Annotated in this window: 18 protein-coding genes; 5 read left to right on the forward strand and 13 right to left on the reverse strand. The window is 55.4% G+C overall.

Annotated features, from left to right (window positions below; translation table 11 throughout):
• Positions 1-40: 40 nt before the first annotated feature.
• Both QEP11_RS01895 and QEP11_RS01900 read right to left on the reverse strand, forming a co-directional pair.
• On the reverse strand, positions 41-700 hold the full coding sequence (locus QEP11_RS01895) for an HAD family hydrolase (RefSeq protein ID WP_284334875.1): 660 nt from the start codon (positions 698-700) through the stop codon (positions 41-43).
• A gap of 27 nt (positions 701-727) precedes the next feature.
• On the reverse strand, positions 728-1,732 hold the full coding sequence (locus tag QEP11_RS01900) for an RluA family pseudouridine synthase (RefSeq protein WP_284334876.1): 1,005 nt from the start codon (positions 1,730-1,732) through the stop codon (positions 728-730).
• Between the two features lie 599 nt (positions 1,733-2,331).
• On the opposite strand from QEP11_RS01900, the gene QEP11_RS01905 reads away from it, so the two are divergent.
• The 3 genes from QEP11_RS01905 (at position 2,332) to QEP11_RS01915 (ending at position 7,021) form a co-directional block, all read left to right on the forward strand.
• Positions 2,332-5,271 carry an Rne/Rng family ribonuclease gene (locus QEP11_RS01905; RefSeq protein ID WP_284334877.1) on the forward strand — a complete coding sequence of 980 codons (2,940 nt, stop codon included), beginning with the start codon at positions 2,332-2,334 and terminating at the stop codon, positions 5,269-5,271.
• A gap of 74 nt (positions 5,272-5,345) precedes the next feature.
• A complete protein-coding gene (gene yaaA / locus QEP11_RS01910; RefSeq protein WP_284334878.1) occupies positions 5,346-6,122 on the forward strand; it encodes a peroxide stress protein YaaA in 777 nt (258 codons plus the stop codon).
• Positions 6,123-6,163: 41 nt separating this feature from the next.
• Positions 6,164-7,021, forward strand: a complete 858-nt coding sequence (locus QEP11_RS01915; protein ID WP_284334879.1) for a 2OG-Fe(II) oxygenase — start codon at positions 6,164-6,166, stop codon at positions 7,019-7,021.
• Between the two features lie 105 nt (positions 7,022-7,126).
• Here the strand turns inward: QEP11_RS01915 and QEP11_RS01920 are convergent, their stop codons facing one another.
• Positions 7,127-7,726: a LysE family translocator gene (locus tag QEP11_RS01920; protein WP_284334880.1), complete on the reverse strand. Its 600-nt coding sequence runs from the start codon at positions 7,724-7,726 to the stop codon at positions 7,127-7,129.
• A 1,215-nt stretch (positions 7,727-8,941) separates the two neighbouring features.
• Between QEP11_RS01920 and queF the strand changes: the two genes are divergently transcribed.
• Positions 8,942-9,790: an NADPH-dependent 7-cyano-7-deazaguanine reductase QueF gene (gene queF, locus QEP11_RS01925; RefSeq protein WP_284334881.1), complete on the forward strand. Its 849-nt coding sequence runs from the start codon at positions 8,942-8,944 to the stop codon at positions 9,788-9,790.
• Positions 9,791-9,839: 49 nt separating this feature from the next.
• On the opposite strand, the gene QEP11_RS01930 is transcribed toward queF, so the two are convergent.
• The 8 genes from QEP11_RS01930 to QEP11_RS01965 all read right to left on the reverse strand — a co-directional run bounded on the left by QEP11_RS01930 (position 9,840) and on the right by QEP11_RS01965 (position 16,691).
• Positions 9,840-10,235: a hypothetical protein gene (locus QEP11_RS01930; protein ID WP_284334882.1), complete on the reverse strand. Its 396-nt coding sequence runs from the start codon at positions 10,233-10,235 to the stop codon at positions 9,840-9,842.
• Between the two features lie 69 nt (positions 10,236-10,304).
• Entirely contained in the window at positions 10,305-11,213 is a 909-nt protein-coding gene (locus QEP11_RS01935) for a carbohydrate kinase family protein (protein ID WP_284334883.1), read from the reverse strand.
• Positions 11,214-11,241: 28 nt separating this feature from the next.
• Entirely contained in the window at positions 11,242-12,435 is a 1,194-nt protein-coding gene (locus tag QEP11_RS01940; RefSeq protein WP_284334884.1) for a zinc-ribbon and DUF3426 domain-containing protein, read from the reverse strand.
• Between the two features lie 81 nt (positions 12,436-12,516).
• Positions 12,517-13,404, reverse strand: coding sequence for a 50S ribosomal protein L11 methyltransferase (gene prmA, locus QEP11_RS01945; RefSeq protein ID WP_284334885.1), 888 nt, complete (start codon positions 13,402-13,404; stop codon positions 12,517-12,519).
• Between the two features lie 84 nt (positions 13,405-13,488).
• Complete coding sequence (accC, locus tag QEP11_RS01950) at positions 13,489-14,847, reverse strand: acetyl-CoA carboxylase biotin carboxylase subunit (RefSeq protein WP_284334887.1); 1,359 nt, start codon at positions 14,845-14,847, stop codon at positions 13,489-13,491.
• Positions 14,848-14,931: 84 nt separating this feature from the next.
• Complete coding sequence (gene accB, locus QEP11_RS01955) at positions 14,932-15,399, reverse strand: acetyl-CoA carboxylase biotin carboxyl carrier protein (RefSeq protein ID WP_284334888.1); 468 nt, start codon at positions 15,397-15,399, stop codon at positions 14,932-14,934.
• 135 nt (positions 15,400-15,534) lie between these two features.
• Entirely contained in the window at positions 15,535-16,089 is a 555-nt protein-coding gene (locus QEP11_RS01960; RefSeq protein WP_284334889.1) for a TlpA family protein disulfide reductase, read from the reverse strand.
• Positions 16,086-16,691, reverse strand: coding sequence for a hypothetical protein (locus QEP11_RS01965; RefSeq protein WP_284334890.1), 606 nt, complete (start codon positions 16,689-16,691; stop codon positions 16,086-16,088). The genes QEP11_RS01960 and QEP11_RS01965 overlap by 4 nt, the downstream gene beginning before the upstream one ends.
• 249 nt (positions 16,692-16,940) lie before the next feature.
• On the opposite strand from QEP11_RS01965, the gene mpl reads away from it, so the two are divergent.
• Complete coding sequence (mpl, locus tag QEP11_RS01970) at positions 16,941-18,344, forward strand: UDP-N-acetylmuramate:L-alanyl-gamma-D-glutamyl-meso-diaminopimelate ligase (protein WP_284334891.1); 1,404 nt, start codon at positions 16,941-16,943, stop codon at positions 18,342-18,344.
• 81 nt (positions 18,345-18,425) lie between these two features.
• On the opposite strand, the gene QEP11_RS01975 is transcribed toward mpl, so the two are convergent.
• Positions 18,426-18,737, reverse strand: coding sequence for a hypothetical protein (locus QEP11_RS01975; protein WP_284334892.1), 312 nt, complete (start codon positions 18,735-18,737; stop codon positions 18,426-18,428).
• Positions 18,738-18,951: 214 nt separating this feature from the next.
• Positions 18,952-20,106, reverse strand: a complete 1,155-nt coding sequence (locus QEP11_RS01980) for a 3-deoxy-7-phosphoheptulonate synthase (RefSeq protein ID WP_284334893.1) — start codon at positions 20,104-20,106, stop codon at positions 18,952-18,954.
• Positions 20,107-20,124: the final 18 nt, after the last annotated feature.

Below are 20,124 nucleotides of genomic sequence, written 5' to 3' on the forward strand. Positions count from 1 at the left end.
AGTATGCCAGCGCGCTTGCACAATCTCTGCGACAAAGCACTTAGCCGTTGGTACGCAGCCACTGATACAAATCAGTCACATCCTGCGCAATATGCAACGGGGCACAGGCCGCCAAATCCTTAGCCGCATGCGCACCATAAGCGACCCCCACACTGGCACATCCGGCGTTTTGCGCCATCTGCAAGTCGTGGGTGGTATCACCAATCATCAGCAGACGCTCTGGCTCTACGCCCAACTCAGCCATCAACTCTTGCAGCATCAGAGGATGCGGCTTGCCAGCAGTCTCATCGGCTGTCCGAGAGCTGTCAAACACTCCGCGCAAATCGGCATGCTGCAGTGCCTCGTTCAACCCTCGGCGACTTTTGCCCGTTGCCACCGCCAGCCAGTGCCCTCGTGACCGCAGCCCATCCAGCATGGGCAGGACTCCGTTAAACAGCGTGACCATTTCCTGCTGCTTGAGATAGTGATAGCGATAGCGATTGGCCAGGTCGTTGTATTTTTCCTTGGGCACATCGGGAGCGGCATGCGCCAACGCAGGCAGCAAGGCCATGCCAATCACATAGGACGCACGCTCATCTGTGGGAACCGTTCCCCCCACGTCAGCCACCGCCAACTGAATACTGCGCGTGATCGCAGCCGTGGAATCAAACAAAGTGCCATCCCAGTCGAAGGCAATCAAATCAAATTTACGAGCATTCATGAAAGCAATGTTCTATGACTACGACATTCAGCCGACAAATTCAGACAGCTCTTGCGGCAGCTCGGCACGCAGTTCGATGCGCTCTTGCGTGACTGGATGATTGAACTGCAAGCGCCAAGCATGCAAAAACATGCGCTTGAGCCCCTGCTTGGGCAGACGCTTGTTCAAATCAAAGTCACCATACTTGTCATCTCCCACTATTCCATGCCCTTGAGATGACAAGTGCACGCGAATCTGGTGCGTACGCCCAGTTTTGATGGTGACCTCCAGCAAGCTCATGGCTGGCAGCCCCTGCATGGCACGTGGCGCGTGTTGCGAACGCACTTTAACCAGCGTCAGAGACTTCATCCCGTCAGGATCATCCACGGTGGTCACACGCACCCGGCGCTCCCCATCAGGCAGCAGGTATTTGTGCAGCGGTGTGTCGATCACCTTTTTGTTAGCAGGCCAAGTGCCACTGACCAGCGCCAGATAGGTCTTGCCAGTTTCGCGGTCTCGGAATTGATCCTGCAACTTGATCAACGCAGAACGCTTTTTGGCCACAAGCAAAATGCCCGAGGTCTCTCGATCCAGACGGTGCACCAACTCCAAAAACTTGGCTTCTGGCCGTGACTGACGCAATTGCTCAATCACACCAAAGCTCACGCCAGAGCCCCCGTGCACAGCCACGCCTGCCGGCTTGTCCAGTGCAATCAGATGATCATCCTCAAACAATATGGGAAATTCACGTGCAGGCGCAGGGCGTTCTGCCTTTTCTTGCACCCTGTCCGAAATGCGCACAGGCGGCACGCGCACCACGTCGCCGACCTGCACACGGGAATCTGCCTGGCAACGCCCTTTATTGATACGCACCTCTCCGCTGCGAATAATGCGGTAAACATGGGTTTTGGGCACCCCTTTGAGGTGACGCATAAGAAAGTTATCCACGCGCTGCCCTGCCCCATCTTCATCGACTTGGATGAGCCGCACTGCAGCCGATACGGGGTTCTGGGTACGCTCTTGAGGCTGTTTGCCCTCTATAATGTGTTTCACCTGCGCGAACTTATGTGTAAGTGGTTGATTCGTCTGGATTTTAGTCCACCCAGCCATTTCCCCAGCGCAGGCAGGTCGATGCCACAGATGCCGTGCCCGTGTAAAAGCTACCCAATTGTCGGTGCTGGCGGGGCGGAATTTGTCTGGTTGACGCATTGAAACACTGAACGGAATCTTCACGTGGATGGTGGTGTTTGGAGCCAGTTGCTCCATGCCATCCACGTATATGAATAATCAGCGAGCATGTGGGTACTTCTTTCTTGGCTGCTAGGTATGACGCAAAGGCAAAAGCCCTTGCTGCGTACGCCTGCGTCAAATGCCCACCCTGTTGTCACAGCTGTCTCAGGCCATCACCGCACGGTGCGGCGCCTGACTACAGCGTCGCTCGCCCCCTGCCCCCTGCCCTTGCCTCCTTTGCTGACTTAAACCAGCACTGACGCAATCAGACCCAGGTCGATTCCCTTTCTTTTCGTTTCAGCGCGGCAATCCGGCATCAACGGCTCCGATAGAGCCTGTCTTTGATCAAGAGTCAAAGGCATGTCGGCTAGGCAGCGCTGTCGCTGTCAGCCGGCTGCCGCATAACGAAAAGGATATGCATCATGAAACGGATGCTGATTAACGCGACGCAGTCTGAAGAACGCCGTTTGGCCATTGTCGATGGTCAAAAGCTGCTGGACTACGAGATCGAAATCGAAGGTCGCGAACAACGCAAGGGCAATATTTACAAGGCCGTGGTCACCCGTGTGGAGCCTTCTTTGGAGGCTTGCTTTGTGGACTATGGAGAAGACCGCCACGGCTTCCTGCCTTTCAAGGAAATCTCCAAGCAATATTTCGCCGATGGCATCTCTCCCAGCCAGGCCCGCATTAACGATGTCATCAAAGAAGGCCAGGAACTGATTGTTCAGGTCGAAAAAGAGGAGCGCGGCAACAAGGGCGCAGCCCTGACCACATTTATCTCGCTGGCTGGCCGCTATGTGGTGCTGATGCCTAACAACCCCCGTGGCGGTGGTGTCTCGCGCCGCATTGAGGGCGAAGAGCGTGCCGAACTCAAAGAAGCCATGGACCAGTTGGAATATCCCAAGGGAATGTCCATCATCGCTCGCACAGCTGGTATTGGTCGCACCGCACCTGAGCTGCAATGGGACTTGAACTATTTGCTGCAACTGTGGAACGCCATTGACGGGGCTGCCAAGGCCGGCAAAGGTGCTTTCCTGATTTACCAGGAGTCCAGCCTGGTAATCCGAGCCATCCGTGACTACTTCAACAATGACATCGGTGACATTCTGATCGACACCGACGACATTTTTGAACAGGCCCAGCAGTTCATGGCCCACGTGATGCCAGAGCACGCTGCACGAGTTAAGCGCTACCGTGACGATGCGCCATTGTTCAGCCGTTTCCAGATCGAGCACCAGATCGAATCTGCCTACTCGCGCACCGTGCAACTGCCTTCCGGCGGCGCCATCGTGATTGACCACACCGAAGCCCTGGTATCGGTGGATGTGAACTCGGCCCGAGCCATCAAGGGCGGCGACATCGAGGAGACAGCCACCCGCACCAACCTTGAAGCTGCCGACGAAGTGGCCCGCCAGATGCGCCTGCGCGACTTGGGTGGACTGATCGTGATCGACTTCATCGACATGGAAGAGTCGCGCAATCGCAAGGAAGTGGAAAACCGACTGCGCGATGCCCTGCGCCAAGATCGTGCCCGCGTGCAGTTTGGCACCATCAGCAAATTTGGCCTGATGGAAATGAGTCGCCAGCGCCTCAAACCCGCGTTGAGCGAAGGTGCGCACATCAACTGCCCACGCTGCGGTGGCTCGGGCCACATTCGCGACACAGAATCTTCGGCACTGCAGATCTTGCGCATCATCCAGGAAGAGTCCATGAAGGACAACACTTCCGCTGTGCACTGCCAGGTGCCTGTGGAAGTTGCCTCCTTCCTGCTCAACGAAAAGCGTACCGAAATCGCCAAGATCGAGCTCAAGCAGCGTGTTTCTGTGCTCATGGTGCCCAACAAGTCGCTGGAAACTCCACACTACAAGCTGGAACGCCTCAAGCACGACGATCCTCGCTTGGAAAACCTGGATGCCAGCTACAAACTAGCTGAGGAAGTGGAAGATGTAACCAAGGTCACACGCCGCTCGCAAGAGCCGACCAACAAGCAAACCCCTGTCATCAAGGGTGTGCTGCCCGATACACCTCCCGCACCTGAGGCCCGCCCACAAGCTGCTCAACGCCCTGCAAAGGGTCGCACCAACAGCCAGCAGCAGGCAGCAACACCACGCACCGAAGTGCGCGAGCAGGGCTTCTTTGCGTGGCTCAAGAGCTTGTTCGGCTTTGGCACCAAGCCTGCCGCAGAGCCTATTGCTCCCGCAAAACCCGAAACTTCCCGCGAAGGCCGTAGCGAACGTGGTGAGCGCAATGGCCGCAATGGCGAGCGCAATGGGCGGAGCCGCAATGGCCGCAATGGTGAGCGAAGCGAAGGCAGCGAGCGCGCCAACCGCGAAAATGGCGAAAACCGCAACCGCCGTGAGCGCAACGAACGCGTTGAGCGTAACGAGCGCAATGGCGAAGGCAATCGCACCCAACGCGAGCCACGCAACCAGCGTGAACGCCAGCCGCGCAACGCGGAAACTGTGGAACAGCGCAACCTGCAGACAGCCACGACCCAGGCTGCAGCAGAGACTGTGTCGTTCACGTCCGAAGCCGAGCGCACCGAGCAGCGTCAACCTCGCCGTGAGCGTGGTGAACGCCGCGAACGCCAGCCACGCAGCGCTGAAGTACAGGCCTTGGCACCGGTAGAGGAAGCAAACACCCCTGTCGCGCAAGATGCAAGCAATGAAACGGCTCTGGGTGAAACAGTGCCTGCTACGACTGGTGAAGATGCACCACGCAATGGTCGCCGCTCGCGTGACCGTTATGGTCGTGATCGCCGCAATGGTCGTGAACGCAATGCAGTGCCTCAGGATGCTGCAGAGAGCGTGGCGACTGAAGCAGCAGTCGCTATCGAAGGCACTGCAAACACTTCCGTAGAGGCAGTTGTAGCGGCAGAAGAAGTGACGCAAGAAGCCCCACGCCGCAGCTACTTCAGCCAAGCTGCAGCTGCGCCCTCGGAAGAAGTCGTGGCTGCGCAAGCGCCCGCCCAGCCTGAGCCCCCAGTGGTTACTGCCGAAGAATCTCCAGCGCCTGTGGCTCCTGCAACAGCGGTGCCTGACGCTCCTGTTGAAGCAGCCCCTGCACAAGAGGCTGCACCTGTTGTCGCGGAGTCTTCCATGCCCCGCATCCAGTCGTACACACTGCCTCTTGCCGATCTGGTGCAACTGGCCCGTGATGCTGGTCTGGAGTGGGTGAACTCCGATGCGGACAAGATTGCTGCCGTCCAAGCCGCCATCGCTGCAGAGCCCAAGCCTGTACACATCCCGCGCGAGCGTCCGCCGGTGGTCATCATTGACGAAGGCCCACTGGTTTTGGTGGAGACCCGCAAGGACCTCCGCGACATGGTGCTGCCCTTTGAGCAGCCAGCCAACAACGCTTAAAGCGTGAGAATGACCGGGGGCCTTGAGCCCCCGGTTGCATCTTCAGCCCTGTATTTTTCTGACGGATCGAGCCCATGCTTTTTTTGCTCTCCCCCGCCAAATCTTTGGATTACGAACGCGCTCTACCTCAAGGACTGGCGCACACCTTGCCTCCGTTCATTGAACAGTCGTCCGAATTGATTGAAATTCTGCGCAAACTGGCACCACAAGATGTCGGTGCACTGATGTCCATCAGCGACAAGCTGGCTCAGTTGAATGTTGCGCGTTATGCAGCCTGGCAACCCGAGTTCACTGCCGATAACTCACGACAAGCCCTGTTCGCCTTCAATGGTGATGTGTATGAGGGTCTGGACGCCTACTCGCTCAGCGCCAAAGAAATTGCCTGGGCACAAGAACACATCCTCATGTTGAGCGGCCTGTATGGTGCACTGCGCCCGTTGGACTGGATGCAACCTTACCGCCTGGAAATGGGAACGCGACTGTCTAATGCGAAAGGCAGCAACCTCTACCAGTTCTGGGGCTCTCGCATTGCCCAGCTGATCAACGAACGTCAGGCAAATGACAAGCCATCTGCGGTCATCAACCTGGCCTCGCAGGAGTACTTCAAGTCGGTGGATCTCAAACACCTCAAGGCACGCGTGGTGGAATGTGTGTTTGAAGACTACAAAGGCGGCAAGTACAAAATCATCAGCTTCCACGCCAAGCATGCACGTGGATTGATGGCTCGTTACGCCATTCAGCACCAGCTGACTCAGCCAGAACAGTTGATGGCTTTTGACGTGGCAGGTTACGCTTACGCCCCAGAAGTCTCAAATCCCAACCGCCTGGTCTTTAGGCGCAATGCTGCTTAAAGTCCTGCCCTAGCCAGTCCCCATTGCGTGAGGAGATTGCCTTGTCACAGTCTTTGGAACAGTTGTCTGCCCAAGTCCCTGGCAGCACCCCCGCCCTCATGCTGTGGCTGACGACCCAGCTGGCCGCAGGCCATGCCCCCACGGTTTTGCACAAAAGCCTCCTGGACACAGGCTGGGCAGCACATATTGCGCAATCTGCCATCACTGTCTGCACACAGCCTGCGCCACGATCAACGGCTACCCAACGCATGCCTGGACCGAATTTGGACAAATCCCCCAATGTGATTGATGTAGGCGATCGGCAGGTCCATGTGCTGCTATCCATGCAAAAACCTGACATTGTGCTGTTTGGCAATCTGCTCTCAGACGCTGAATGCGATCAGCTGATTGCCGACGCCCAACCCCACATGGCGCGTTCCAGAACAGTTGCCACTCTGTCCAGTCAGGAGGAAATCAACCCTGACCGCACCAGCAGTGGCATGTTCTTCAGCCGTGGGCAAACCACCGTGGTTGCTCGCCTGGAAGCACGCATTGCCACCCTGCTGCGTTGGCCGATTGAAAATGGTGAAGGCTTGCAGCTATTGCGCTACCAGCCCGGAGCGCAATACAAGCCGCATCACGATTACTTCAACCCCAAGGAGCCCAGTAGCCAAGCCATACTGCAACGCGGCGGACAACGTGTTGGAACGCTCGTCATCTACCTCAACGACCTACCGTCAGGAGGATGTACCTTTTTCCCGGAATCCTTGCTGCGTGTGCACCCGCGCAAAGGCCATGCCGTATTTTTTGCCTACCCGCAGCCAGAAGTGAACACCTTGACCCTGCACGGAGGAGACCCCGTCATTGCAGGCGAAAAATGGATTGCCACCAAGTGGCTGCGCGAGCGTGAGTTTCAGTGATTGTCTGCATAGTCCGGTAGGCTTGGTGGCTGCCTGTGCCAACTCTAGCTGAACCGACCTATTAACTCTGACCGTCTTGAGCCGTACATAAAGAGTCATCAATCTCTAGCCGAATAGACCGCTCAAGATCAGCCATCCAGAGAATCCAAAGAGTGTCAGAGTAGCAAGCCGTTGAAATACCCTGGGGTCAAGCCATTGGATTCTCCCACTCATAAGTGCAGAGCCAAACCCAATCCAGATAACGCCTATCGCAGCAACTAAAGCTAGGAAACTGGCCATGACACGAGCGTAATTGTTGACAGAACTCCAAGTTTGGGCAGGGAAGAGCGCCATGGCAAAGATGGCTGCTTTCGGATTGAGCAAGGTAGCTAAAAATAGCTGCGGGCCACGAATTGCAGGCTGTGATGTATCTTGCGGTTCAAAAGCACTATGTAGCCAAAGCTTCCGGCCAAGCCTGGCTATGTATAGCCCGCTTGCAATCTTGATGAGATTAATAACAAATGAATAGTTTCCTGCAACAGTGTTGAACACTACGCCCCATAGGCTTGTCGCGGCTAAGTACCCGAGACACTCACAGGGCAAGAGCATCAAGGACTTGCGTAATCCTGTACTGATTCCAGAGGATGCGAGAAGTGTGTTGGTTGGACCAGGAGTTAGAAGAATCGTCGATACGACAAAAAGGAAAGACCAGTCGTTGATGTACATGCGATAGCTTCAGCAAGAGCCTGCACAACGATACGCAGTTACGGCCAGATAAGTTCCGAGCATATAAAATCCGCCAACTGCATTTAATTGTCAATAAAATATTAATTCATCGATATTAAATTATGCATCATGCTGGCATAACACATCGTCAAAGAAGTATTCCTACAACAATCTACTCTTTGCCATCGGAAGCAGGTCTTGAACTAAGGCTGGGGCGCTGGTGAAAATATGCGATGGACTACTTTGGCTCGATTTGTGACATCAACTGCTAGATATACTCAATCAGCAGCTCAGCTGATAAACACATCCTGGCAAAATCAATTCGAGGCTTTTCTCAGGCCTGCAGCTCATTCCCGAAAACTGTGATTAACTTCAATACGCTGCGTACAGCCACAGCCGAATTGAGATCCGGTTGGAAACGATGTGCTACAGACATCGGGCACATGAGGGCCGGGCTCAGACATCGTATCTGAACGTCGCTTGAATAGAGCTGATCCTCCACCTCCTCACGCGGCAGCAGCGCTGTACATTGACTTGCAACACAGCCAAGCTTTAAGCACACCTAGATAAGACAACGCCAAATAGGCAAGGTGCGCGTGTACCATCTTCTGCGAGTCACGTCACGATCAAATCTCCATTTGTGTGGGCAATACAAAGCCCAGCCTCGCAGCAAAAACACTCCGCAGTGACATGACTGGGAACATCCCATTTTGCAGGCTGCAATGCAATTAAAAGCTCGCTGCGCCAAGGTGCCAGAGCAATGGAATAGTTGGTATTTGTGCAGCGCCTTCATAAAGGCACTTGGTTAGGTTGCCAATGCAGGCTATTTCGTTTCAAGATAATGGTGGGGGCATTGCCACAATGTGGATTGCACCGCCCATAGATGGATGTGGTCCAAGGAGAAACCCTCAGAAGCGGCGTCAGGTCAAGGAATAGGCATGGTGTTCTTGCGCCACTGCAGACAGGCAAGGCTGAGCGCCTGATGAGTACTTTGCTATGCTGGACGGATAAATGTGCTTCTGAGACTGCTCTGTAGATAGTCATCAACTGCCCGTTGATTGCCGCCGGACAACCCCTGCTCGCCCATCCCCGCATGGACAAGCCCAGAACAAGCAAGACGATCACTTGCAATCGCCTATTCAGCAACACCAAATCGGTTCCGCTGCACAATCAGCGATCAGCGCTGCCGTGCAAGCTCCTGTCGTGACCAAATCTATGAATACTCCCGAACTCTCCCAGCTGGGCAAAAGCTCTGCCTATGCCGATCAGTACGATCCAAGCCTGCTCTTCCCCATTCCACGCAGCAGCAAGCGCGAAGAAATTGGCATTCACAGTGCCTTGCCTTTTTTTGGCGCCGATCTCTGGACCGCTTTTGAGCTGTCGTGGCTCAATCAACGCGGCAAGCCTCAGGTGGCGCTGGCGCATTTCACGATTCCTTGTGAGACGCCGAACATCATTGAGAGCAAATCCTTCAAGCTCTATCTGAACAGCTTTAACAACAGCCGTTTTGACAATCTGGAAGCTGTGCAGGCGATCCTGCGCGACGACATTAACGAAGCCCTGTGGCGTGGTGCGCCTGCGCGCCAATCTTCTGCCAGTGTGCGCGTGATTGCACAAGAGAGCTTTGAATTCCAGAAAGTCCAGGAGCTCGAAGGCCTGAACCTTGACCGTCTGGACATTGAATGCAGCGACTACACGCCACGTCCTGAACTGCTTAAGGCCGATCACGAAAATCCACCGGTTACAGAAACTCTGGTCAGCCACTTGCTCAAAAGCAATTGTCTTGTCACAGGCCAGCCCGACTGGGGTAGCGTGCAGATCAGCTACACCGGTGCCGCCATCGACCAGGAAAGCCTGCTGCGCTATATCGTGAGCTTTCGCAACCACAACGAATTCCACGAACAATGCGTGGAGCGCATTTTCATGGACATCAGCCGCCAATGCCGACCGATGAGACTCAGCGTCTACGCACGCTACACAAGGCGCGGCGGCTTGGACATCAACCCACTGCGCACCAGCCATCCGATGGCATTACCCAGCAATGTGCGCTCTGCACGGCAGTAAGCGCAACCTTCACAAGCCATGCACAAGCAGCGCCCATGGTGCTGCTTTTTTATGCTGAAGCCTCATGTTCGTAAGGCAAATCATCAGGAGCAACTCCTACGTAATCCGGAGCTGGCAATACACGCAAACGGTATGCGAGGATTTGCTGTCGCCCTTCCAAAAGCGCCTTCACTACACGGTGCATGCCGTCCATGACTCTACCTTCTGGGCCAATGATGATGGGATAAGACAGGTCCGCATCCTGAACCAGGCGCATATGCTCAGCCAGCGAGCGGCATGTTGGCATTGAGCCATCCGTTTCGTACCAATACGTCTCGTCCAGCTCCTGTACCCCTGCCAATGGCAATATCTCGGGCTGCAGTTCCGCAGTTGCTGCTATCAGCTTGTGCACGTCCCATGCCTGAAGCCCGTGCGCGCCAGGGCGAAAGTGGTATTGCTTTCTCATACGTACATTGGTAGATCCATATAAAAAAGGAGCACCACAGCGCTCCTCTTATTCAATATCGCTCAGCTCTCACGCCTCGAATGTGGCTGGATCAAAGTCCAGCACATAATTTTGTGGCCCCTTGGTGGCTACCTTGATAGCACCGACGCGGTTACCCAAAGCCGCGCACTTGCTCAATGGCCAGCCCTTTTCCAGTCCATACAGCAAAGCGCCACGCCATGCATCACCACAACCCGTGGGGTCTACCACTTGCTGCGCCTTTACCGGAGCCACCAAAGTCTTGCTGCCCTGCTCCCAAACTTCACAGCCTTGCTCACCCAGCGTGACCACCAAACCCTTGACCTTGTGCGACAGCGCAGCCAAATCCAGACCTGTGCGGTCGCACAGCATCTTGGCCTCATAGTCATTGACCGTGATCCAGGTGGCTTGCTCTACAAAGGCCAGCAGTTCCTCCCCATTGAACATGGGCAGGCCTTGGCCCGGATCGAACACAAAGGGAATGCCGCAAGCTTTGAGCTGCGCGCTGTGCTGGAGCATGGCATCACGGCCATCTGGCGAAACAATGCCCAGTGCCGCGCCCTCGCTGCCATCAATCACATTCACATGGGCCTCGGTCATGGCTCCGGGGTGAAAGGCCGTGATCTGGTTGTTGTCCTTGTCGGTCATGATCATGGCTTGCGCGGTGTAGCTGTCATCAAGCTGCTGCACATAGCGCGTCTGAATCCCTTGCGCTTTCATGCGACCGATGTAGGAAGCACCATCCTCACCTACAGTTGCCATGGGCAACGGGTCGCCACCCAGCAGCTTCAAGCTGTAGGCAATATTGCCGGCACAACCTCCAAAGTCGCGGCGCAGCGATGGCACCAAAAACGACACATTCAGAATGTGCAGTTGCTCGGGCAATATCTGGCTTGCAAACTTGCCTTCAAAGCTCATGATGGTGTCAAAAGCCAAAGAGCCACAGATCAGGGCTGCCATAGTCAAACTTCCGTTCTCACAATAAAAATCAGGGATAGAAGGCCGTTACCCGGTATCCAGATACCGGCAAATTCAGGCCTTGAGTCATCACTGGCAAGGTGCCATTCCACTCACTACGTGCAGCAAGCTCCGCAGGCGCGCCAATTTCTGTCAAATCAAGCACCTTGCGCACCAGAACCTGGTTTTGCCCATCGGTCAGGGTCAGCTCCACAGCAGGAGTCGCCACCGACAGAGCTGACTGATTGTGGATGCTGATATCCAGGCGGTAGTGATTGGGTCGCGCATCATGGGTAAATGATGAACCCGTCACTAGTACCGAAGCGATGTGTTTACGCGGAGCCAACTCGCAGCGCATCACTGCGCACAAGCTTTCAAATGAAGCGCGCCACTGCGGCTTCCAGGCCACCAGGGTGTTGCGCTCATGCAAAGCAATTTGCAGCAGCAAAGCCATGAACAGCACAATCACTCCCACCGCCGTCACAAAGCGCACTGCAGGTTTGCTCCACCATGCCTTGCGCTGCGCTTGTTTGACAAAGCTGGGAAGAGGTATGCCTTGCACCATCTCACCTGAGGGCGGCTCTACACCTTCTTGCTCATCAACCACCAGATCCGCATGGCGAAGCGCATCCTCCGCAGCATCCGCCTCAGGGTGCCCAGATTCGTCGAGAGCAGGATCTTTACTCCGTTGTGCCTCAGCCTCCCAAACTGACTCTTCGTCCTCAGGCAATGCTGAAGCAGCGCCCAATGGCGACTCCACAGCAGGTTCTTTTGCCGTCAGCGCCTCTTCAGGATCAGGTTCATTGGACTCCCTCACGCTCTCCATGCGCTGAGCAATTGAACCTGACTTCCAGATTTCATCGTCCACATCGACAGGCGCATCCAGCCATGTTTCCTCTGGGTCCTCGGGTGGCGCAGGCAATTCATAACCCGTCGAAGAGATGGGCTCCGGGTCCGGCAAAGCTCTATCACCATGGGCAAGCTCCGCTGTCTCTGCGGATTGAGAGACACTCTCAGCAGCATCGACATCAGGATCAGATGTTGGAACATCTGCTCTTGCAGCTACAGCAGCAGATGCCTCTGACGGTATCTCTTCCAACGCCTGGCTTGCATCAAAAATTTCCTGGCAGCGCCCACAGCGCACCCAGCCATCGGAGATGCGCAGTTGATCGGCAACCACACGAAATTTGGTGCCACAAGCGGGACAGCAGGTAATGAGCCTCATTGAGCGTCAATTGTAGGAGGTGATGCAAGCAACGCGCCAGAGCGTCAGTGACCTGAGCGCCTCTGGCGTGCCGAACAGCAATTAGGCCTTACGTGCAGTCATCAAAATCCAGCCATCCTCACTGTCCGAGACATCCAGCTGGATATACGGCGCGTAAGCTTGCTTGAGTTCGTCAGCCTGACGCTCCAGGATACCTGCCAGCACAAGATGACCACCTGCCTGCACATGGCTCACCAGCAAAGGAGCCAGCATCTTCAGCGGGGTGGCCAGAATATTGGCCAGCACGGTCTGGTATTCACCCCGGACCTTGTCTGGCAGGCCAGCATTCAGCGTCACTTGATTGGCCTGGGCATTGAGTTCGCACGATGTGACCGCATCTTCATCAATGTCCACGGCATCAATGTCTTGAGCACCAAACTTGGCTGCACCAATGGCCAAAATGCCGGAGCCACAACCATAGTCCAGCGTACGTCCCAGCGAACCTTTAGGCTGCTTGGCAATCCAGCGCAGGCACATACGCGTTGTGGGGTGCGTGCCGGTACCAAAAGCCAGTCCCGGGTCCAAACGGATACTGATCTTGGCGCCTTCTGGCAGCTCATGCCAGGTCGGCACAATCCAGAACTCCGGAGTGATATCTACAGGCTGGAACTGTGATTGTGTCAATCGCACCCAGTCTTGCTGCTCTACTTCCTGGATGCCCAGCACCTCACAACCCTCGAAAAAGTCTTGCAGTTGCAGCAAGGCCTGCGCTTGCACTGCAGCCTCTTCATTGGGAAACAGTGCCACGATCCGACTGCGATTCCAGCCTTCCTTGGGCGCAGGCATGCCTGGTTCGCCGAACAACGGCTGCTCGGACTCAGTTTGCGCGTCCATATCCTCGACCGATACGCTCAGCGCATCCAGTGCATCGAGCGCGTCGCTCACATCTTCCACCCGCTGTTCCGGGCACATTAGGCTGAGCTCATGCATGAGGCAGCTCCTTCAAGCTTTTAAAAACGAAATGCTGGCCCCCGTTTCCAGGGGCCAGCATGGCTGGTCATCAATGACTGGAAATTAGCGCTTCTGGCGCTGCTCCAGCCAGTGCTCCAGATAGTGAATATTGGTGCCGCCTTCTGCAAACTTGGCGTCCACCATCAAGTCCTGGTGCAAAGGCACATTGGTCTTGATACCTTCAACAACCACTTCCGACAGGGCGGTACGCATGCGGGCCAAGGCCTGCTCGCGGGTATCGCCAAACACAATCAGCTTGCCGATCATGGAGTCGTAGTTTGGTGGCACGAAGTAGTTGTTATACACGTGCGAGTCCACACGCACACCAGGGCCGCCAGGCATGTGCCACATGTTCACACGGCCAGGCGAAGGCATGAAGTTATACGGATCTTCCGCATTGATACGGCACTCGATTGCGTGACCACGCATCTGGTTGTTGATTTCACGCTGAGTGAAAGGCAGCTTTTCGCCAGCCGCAACCATGATCTGCGTACGCACGATGTCCACACCGGTGATCATTTCGGTCACTGGGTGCTCAACCTGCACGCGAGTATTCATCTCGATGAAGTAGAACTCCCCGTTTTCGTAGAGGAACTCGAATGTACCCGCACCGCGATAACCGATCTTCTTGCAAGCGGCTACACAGCGCTCACCGACCTTCTCCACCAAACGGCGAGGAATGCCAGGCGCAGGAGCTTCTTCAATGACCTTCTGGTGGCGACGCTGCATGGAGCAATCACGTTCGCCCAAATACACGGCATTCCTGTGAGTATCTGCCAGCACCTGAATTTCAACGTGGCGGGGGTTCTGGAGAAATTTCTCCATGTACACCGCAGGATTGCCGAACGCAGCGCCGGCTTCTGCCTTGGTCATCTGCACAGCATTCACCAAAGCAGCTTCGGTGTGCACCACACGCATACCGCGTCCACCGCCGCCGCCTGCGGCCTTGATGATCACAGGGTAACCAATGGCCTTGGCAATGCGCTTGATTTGCGCGGGATCATCGGGCAGCTCGCCATCCGAACCGGGCACACATGGCACACCGGCCTTGATCATTGCCTGCTTGGCCGAAACCTTGTCACCCATGATGCGGATGGATTCAGCAGTTGGACCAATGAACTTGAAACCGCTTTGCTCCACACGCTCGGCAAAATCGGCGTTCTCGGACAGAAAGCCATAACCAGGGTGGATTGCCTCTGCGTCCGTCACCTCTGCCGCCGAAATGATGGCAGGCATGTTCAGGTAGCTCAGAGGAGAAGCAGCTGGGCCGATACACACGGCCTCATCGGCCAATTTGACGTACTTTGCGTCACGGTCAGCCTCGGAGTAGACCATTACGGCCTTGATGCCCATCTCGCGACAAGCGCGCTGGATGCGCAGAGCAATTTCGCCCCGGTTGGCAACCAAAATTTTCTTAAACATGGAAGTCCTCGTTGTTCACCGCCTCTTGTGAGGCGAATCGTTCAATCCGTCCAGCCCGAGCAAGGCTGCGGGCACAGGCAGATATCACTCGATCACGAACAGCGGTTGGCCGTATTCCACAGCTTGGCCGTTGTCGGCCAGGATGCGGGTCACAGTACCCGACTTGTCAGCCTCGATCTCATTCAAGATCTTCATGGCTTCGATAATGCACAAGGTATCGCCTTCCTTGACAGTGTCACCCACTTCAACGAAAGGCTTGGCTCCAGGGCTGGCAGCACGATAGAAGCTACCCACCATTGGCGACTTCACTTGGTGGCCAGTCACTGCAGCGACGGCTGGAGCGGCAGCTTCAGCGGCAGGTGCTGCAGCGACAGCGGGAGCAGCGGCGGCTTGCACGGGAGCAGCTTGTACGGGTGCTGCAACAAATTGCTGCACTACGTTACCACCGCTCTTGACGATGCGGACTTTGCCCTCTGCCTCGGTGATTTCCAATTCCGAAACATTCGATTCAGACACCAAGTCGATAAGGGTCTTGAGTTTACGCAGATCCATGGAAGCTCCAACGGCTAAAAACTAAATAAGGGCGCGAATTTACCCTAAATTCGCCCTTCTGCGTGCTTCACATGATAATTTTCGCTATCGACAAAGCGGTTTTTTGATCCAAAACCAAGCTTCGGGATCTTTTGGCTAAGCAACTGATGCCCATTGTGCAAGGTCTTTTTCGGAAATTTCGCCAATTTTACGCTGTTGCACTTTTCCTTGAGCGTCGAACAGAATGGTGAACGGCAAACCACCATTGATATTACCCAAACTTCGCGTCAGCCCCACTCCGCCCGATCCCGCCAGAACCACCGGAAAGTCCAGAGGCTGACGTGCCAGCCACTTGTTGACCGAAGCTGCCTGATCCACTGCAATACCCAACACCTGGATCGAATGTTGACCCCGCATCGCCTGCGCCTTTGAAAAGGCATTAATCATTGGCAATTCACGCACGCAAGGCGGGCACCAGGTCGCCCAAAAATTCACCAATAACGGCTTGCCACGTAGAGACGACAAGGTCATCTGCGTGCCGTCTGCTTGCAGCAATTGCAAATCCCAGAAAGCGCGAACCGCTTCGTCATTGCCAGACATATCCTTGGTCTGCTGCCAAGCGACCGTCGCACCTGCAGCTACAGCGGCCAATGCCACGCCCACCGTCAAACAGCGGCGTCGCTGTGCAGAAAATGACTGCTCCCCATTCATTGTTCATCCTCCATCTGCATCAGCAATTGACGCAATGCAGACACATCGCCACGCTGGGGGCGCCCTTGTGCATCGGCCTTGAGTGCGCCACGCAAATCGTCATAGTCATACACCATGAGGTGCACACCCACGGTTTCACCCAGTGGCTGGCACAGACTGCTTATGCTGAGCGCATCCACTGCTTCACCATTAAAGCCTGTCACCTCCGTCACATCGTACTGAACGTTGTGGTTGATCAGGGCAATTTCTGCTGACTTGGAGTCATCGCAAAACAGCCCAATATAAATATCGGACATGCGTGTAGCAGTACCACGCCAGACCGCGCCCGACAAATGGGGACGAAACTCCTGCAGACGCTCCATCCAGACCAAAGCCAGTTCACGCAATGCACGAAGCTCTTTGGGCTGCGTATCTGCACAAAAAATCTCTATGTATTCGCGCACCGCCGCTTCCAGCGTGTCGTTGTCCGGCAAAGCGGTACGCGCGGCAAGCCCAAGCTGCTTGACAGCCCGGCGCTTGGCTGCCCCCCACTCCAGCCCTTCCTCCACGACCATGCGGGCAGCGGTATGGGCAATCTCTTGGGCTGCGGTAGATAAATACATACCTGATGTTCTTGCAAAAGCTATCAAACCACCATTATGGAAAAGTTGCAGCCAACAGTCCTCGAACCAATTCCTAAGCCGCCAAGGTCTATTCAATATCAGCTTCACAAACACTGCCCGATCACTTCAAGAGCAGCCCTGCCCACGAGGTTGGCCTTCTTTGTGTCCTGACATGCTTGGCTCGTATTTGCAAATGCTTGCGTGCAAGGGCATTCCAGCCACCAATCCGGCACCTTAGAATGCCCAGCCATGCATATTCATATCTTGGGCATTTGCGGCACTTTCATGGGTGGTGTGGCCGCACTGGCGCGCGAGGCGGGCCATACAGTTACCGGCTGTGACGCAGGTGTCTACCCTCCCATGAGCGACCAATTGCGGGCATTGGGCATCGAGCTGATTGAAGGCTTTGGCGCCGAGCAATTGGCTCTCAAACCCGACATGTTTGTGGTGGGCAATGTGGTCAGCCGCAAGCATCTGGAAGATGGTTCCCCAAAGTTCCCGCTGATGGAAGCCATTCTGGACCAGGGTCTACCCTACACCAGTGGACCTCAGTGGCTCAGTGAGCATGTCTTGCAAGGCCGTCATGTACTGGCTGTGGCTGGCACCCACGGCAAAACCACCACCACCTCCATGCTGGCGTGGATTCTGGAGTGTGCCGGGTTGACGCCAGGCTTCCTGGTCGGAGGTGTGCCGCTTGACTTTGGCGTGTCTGCACGCCTGGGACAAAAAGCGCCCGAACAGGAGCGTCCGCTGTTTGTGATCGAAGCCGACGAATATGACACGGCCTTTTTCGACAAGCGCAGCAAGTTTGTGCATTACCGTCCACGCACAGCGGTACTCAACAACCTCGAATTCGATCACGCAGATATCTTCCCGGATCTTGCTGCGATTGAGCGCCAGTTTCACCATTTGGTGCGCACCGTGCCGCAATCAGGTCGCGTGGTATTCAATGGACTGGAAGAAGCTTTGGTGCGCGTGCTGCACCAAGGTTGCTGGAGCGAACAACGCAGCTTTGGCGCGACAGTGAGCGACTTCACCGCCCAAGGTGAACACCACGCTTTTGACGTGTTGCAACAAGACCGCAAAGTGGGCCGTGTGGAATGGGCGCTGACGGGTGAGCACAACCAGCTCAATGCACTGGCAGCCATTGCAGCAGCAGAGCATGTGGGGGTCAGTCCTACCGTGGCTGCTGAGGCATTGGGACGCTTTCACAACGTCAAGCGCCGCATGGAGCTACGCGGCACAGTGGCCAGCATCACCGTTTACGATGACTTTGCCCACCACCCTACCGCCATTCGCACCACTCTCGATGGTCTGCGACTGCGACTGGATCAGACTCAGCGTATCCTGGCCGTGTTTGAGCCTCGCAGCAACACCATGAAGCTGGGCACCATGAAAGCCCAGCTACCCTGGTCTCTGAAAGAGGCAGACCTAGCGTTCTGCCATACCGCTGGCCTGGACTGGAACGCTGCAGAGGCCTTGGAGCCCTTGGGCGAAGCGGGCTTTACGGCAGACAATGTAGACACTTTGGTTGAGCAAGTCATGGCCCATGTGCGCCCCGGCGATCAGATCGTATGCATGAGCAACGGAGGCTTTGGCGGCATCCATGGCAAATTGCTTGCACAGCTGCAGGCCAAGTTCGGCACTGCCTGAAAATAGTAGCTCTCAGATATAAAAAAACCGGCTGCATGCAGCCGGTTTTTTTATTGCCATGGGTCTGTGGGCAGACCGCGATCAGTAAGTTACAGTCATGGCAGACACATCGACTTTAATCACGGGTCGTCCCAGCACAGCGTGCGTTGCACGCGCATACGTCTGAAACCACATTTCATCTCCCAAACGCCGTGCCCCAGCTTCACGTGCAACCACCAGCACTTTGTCAGCCAGCAGAACTTTGCCACTGGGGCGCAAAGGCTCACATTCCAACTCCGTGAATTGGGAATCCAGCCAACGCCGCGCTTCCTCATTTCCCATTGGAGGCAGACGATCCACATTGGTGCGAAACTGCTGATCTGCACTCAATTGCACAATGACTTCACTGATCATGGGAGCCTTTCTGGGTAGCGAGCAATGCCAAAAAATATGGTCACAGCTTAGCGACAGGCTGTTTAAAAGTTAAGCGGTGATGTCCCTGAATTGCCACAAAAAAAGGTAAAAAATAAGAGCTAACTATTCAACACCAGCAAGCATTGATTGCAAAAGTCACTCCAAAGACATTTGCTGGCCGAAAGCATTCAAGAAACGCTCCCGGCACTTCGCCTTAAACGGTCAACTCGGCCTGCGCCTGCTCCATCAAAACCCGGCGCGTTTGCACTGCGCCTGACAGCTGTTCCATCACTTCCAAAGTATCTCCCCATCCAATGCAGGCATCAGTGATGCTTTGGCCATAGCTCAGCCCGCGGACATCATCCTTGCCAGGAGTGAATTTCTGCGCCCCTGATACCAGGTGGCTCTCCAGCATCACGCCAAAGATGCGCCTGGAGCCAGCCGCCATTTGCGCGGCAATATCAGCCACCACATCTTTTTGGCGCTCATGCTGCTTGAGGCTGTTGGCATGGCTGCAGTCCACCATCAAGCTCGCTGGCAAACCTGCTTTTTCCAGATCCGCGCACGCGGCCTCCACACTGGCTGCGTCGTAGTTGGGTGTCTTGCCCCCGCGCAAAATCACGTGGCAGTCTGGATTACCTGCGGTATGTACGATAGCTACCTGGCCATTTTTATGCACCGACAGGAAGTGGTGCCCATGGCTGGCCGACTGAATGGCGTCGGTTGCAATACGGATATTGCCGTCCGTGCCATTCTTGAAACCAATGGGAGCCGAGATACCGGATGCCAGTTCACGGTGAATCTGGCTCTCGGTTGTGCGAGCGCCGATGGCTCCCCAACTGATCAAATCACCAATGTATTGGGGCGAGATCACATCCAGAAACTCACTGGCGGCGGGCACGCCCAGACGATTGATATCAATGAGCAGCTGGCGCGCAATGCGCAAACCCTCATCGATGCGGTAGCTGCCATCGAGGTAGGGGTCATTGATCAAACCCTTCCAGCCGACTGTGGTGCGAGGCTTTTCGAAGTACACGCGCATCACCACTTCCAATGTGTCCTTGTATTGCTCGCGCACATCCGCGAGGCGGCGTGCATAGTCCAAAGCAGCGGCAGGATCATGAATGGAGCATGGACCAACAATCACCAGCAAACGGTCATCTCCACGGGCATGCAAGATGTTGCGAATGGTCTGGCGGGTCTCTCCAACCAACGATTCAATGGCTGTGCCATGGATAGGGAAAAAGCGGATCAGATGTTCTGGAGGGGGCAGCACGGTGGTGTCCTTGATACGTTCGTCGTCGGTATGTCCTGTTTTGTGATTGACCGAGCTGCGATACCAAGCGTCGCCATAGTTCTGATTTGTCATGTCTGCCTCTTCGACCTA

It is taken from the genome of Comamonas halotolerans (assembly GCF_030162935.1).
Lineage (GTDB): Bacteria > Pseudomonadota > Gammaproteobacteria > Burkholderiales > Burkholderiaceae_C > Comamonas > Comamonas halotolerans.

What these genes read in the sequence shown, in the direction of transcription:
- QEP11_RS01920 (WP_284334880.1), bottom strand. Translation starts at nt 7,726, where the DNA reads ATGTACATCAACGACTGGTCTTTCCTTTTTGTCGTATCGACGATTCTT.
- QEP11_RS01980 (WP_284334893.1), bottom strand. Translation starts at nt 20,106, where the DNA reads ATGACAAATCAGAACTATGGCGACGCTTGGTATCGCAGCTCGGTCAAT.
- QEP11_RS01940 (WP_284334884.1), bottom strand. Translation starts at nt 12,435, where the DNA reads ATGAGGCTCATTACCTGCTGTCCCGCTTGTGGCACCAAATTTCGTGTG.
- QEP11_RS01905 (WP_284334877.1), top strand. Translation starts at nt 2,332, where the DNA reads ATGAAACGGATGCTGATTAACGCGACGCAGTCTGAAGAACGCCGTTTG.
- QEP11_RS01895 (WP_284334875.1), bottom strand. Translation starts at nt 700, where the DNA reads ATGAATGCTCGTAAATTTGATTTGATTGCCTTCGACTGGGATGGCACT.
- yaaA (WP_284334878.1), top strand. Translation starts at nt 5,346, where the DNA reads ATGCTTTTTTTGCTCTCCCCCGCCAAATCTTTGGATTACGAACGCGCT.
- mpl (WP_284334891.1), top strand. Translation starts at nt 16,941, where the DNA reads ATGCATATTCATATCTTGGGCATTTGCGGCACTTTCATGGGTGGTGTG.
- accC (WP_284334887.1), bottom strand. Translation starts at nt 14,847, where the DNA reads ATGTTTAAGAAAATTTTGGTTGCCAACCGGGGCGAAATTGCTCTGCGC.
- prmA (WP_284334885.1), bottom strand. Translation starts at nt 13,404, where the DNA reads ATGCATGAGCTCAGCCTAATGTGCCCGGAACAGCGGGTGGAAGATGTG.
- QEP11_RS01935 (WP_284334883.1), bottom strand. Translation starts at nt 11,213, where the DNA reads ATGGCAGCCCTGATCTGTGGCTCTTTGGCTTTTGACACCATCATGAGC.
- QEP11_RS01930 (WP_284334882.1), bottom strand. Translation starts at nt 10,235, where the DNA reads ATGAGAAAGCAATACCACTTTCGCCCTGGCGCGCACGGGCTTCAGGCA.
- QEP11_RS01965 (WP_284334890.1), bottom strand. Translation starts at nt 16,691, where the DNA reads ATGTATTTATCTACCGCAGCCCAAGAGATTGCCCATACCGCTGCCCGC.
- queF (WP_284334881.1), top strand. Translation starts at nt 8,942, where the DNA reads ATGAATACTCCCGAACTCTCCCAGCTGGGCAAAAGCTCTGCCTATGCC.
- accB (WP_284334888.1), bottom strand. Translation starts at nt 15,399, where the DNA reads ATGGATCTGCGTAAACTCAAGACCCTTATCGACTTGGTGTCTGAATCG.
- QEP11_RS01975 (WP_284334892.1), bottom strand. Translation starts at nt 18,737, where the DNA reads ATGATCAGTGAAGTCATTGTGCAATTGAGTGCAGATCAGCAGTTTCGC.
- QEP11_RS01960 (WP_284334889.1), bottom strand. Translation starts at nt 16,089, where the DNA reads ATGAATGGGGAGCAGTCATTTTCTGCACAGCGACGCCGCTGTTTGACG.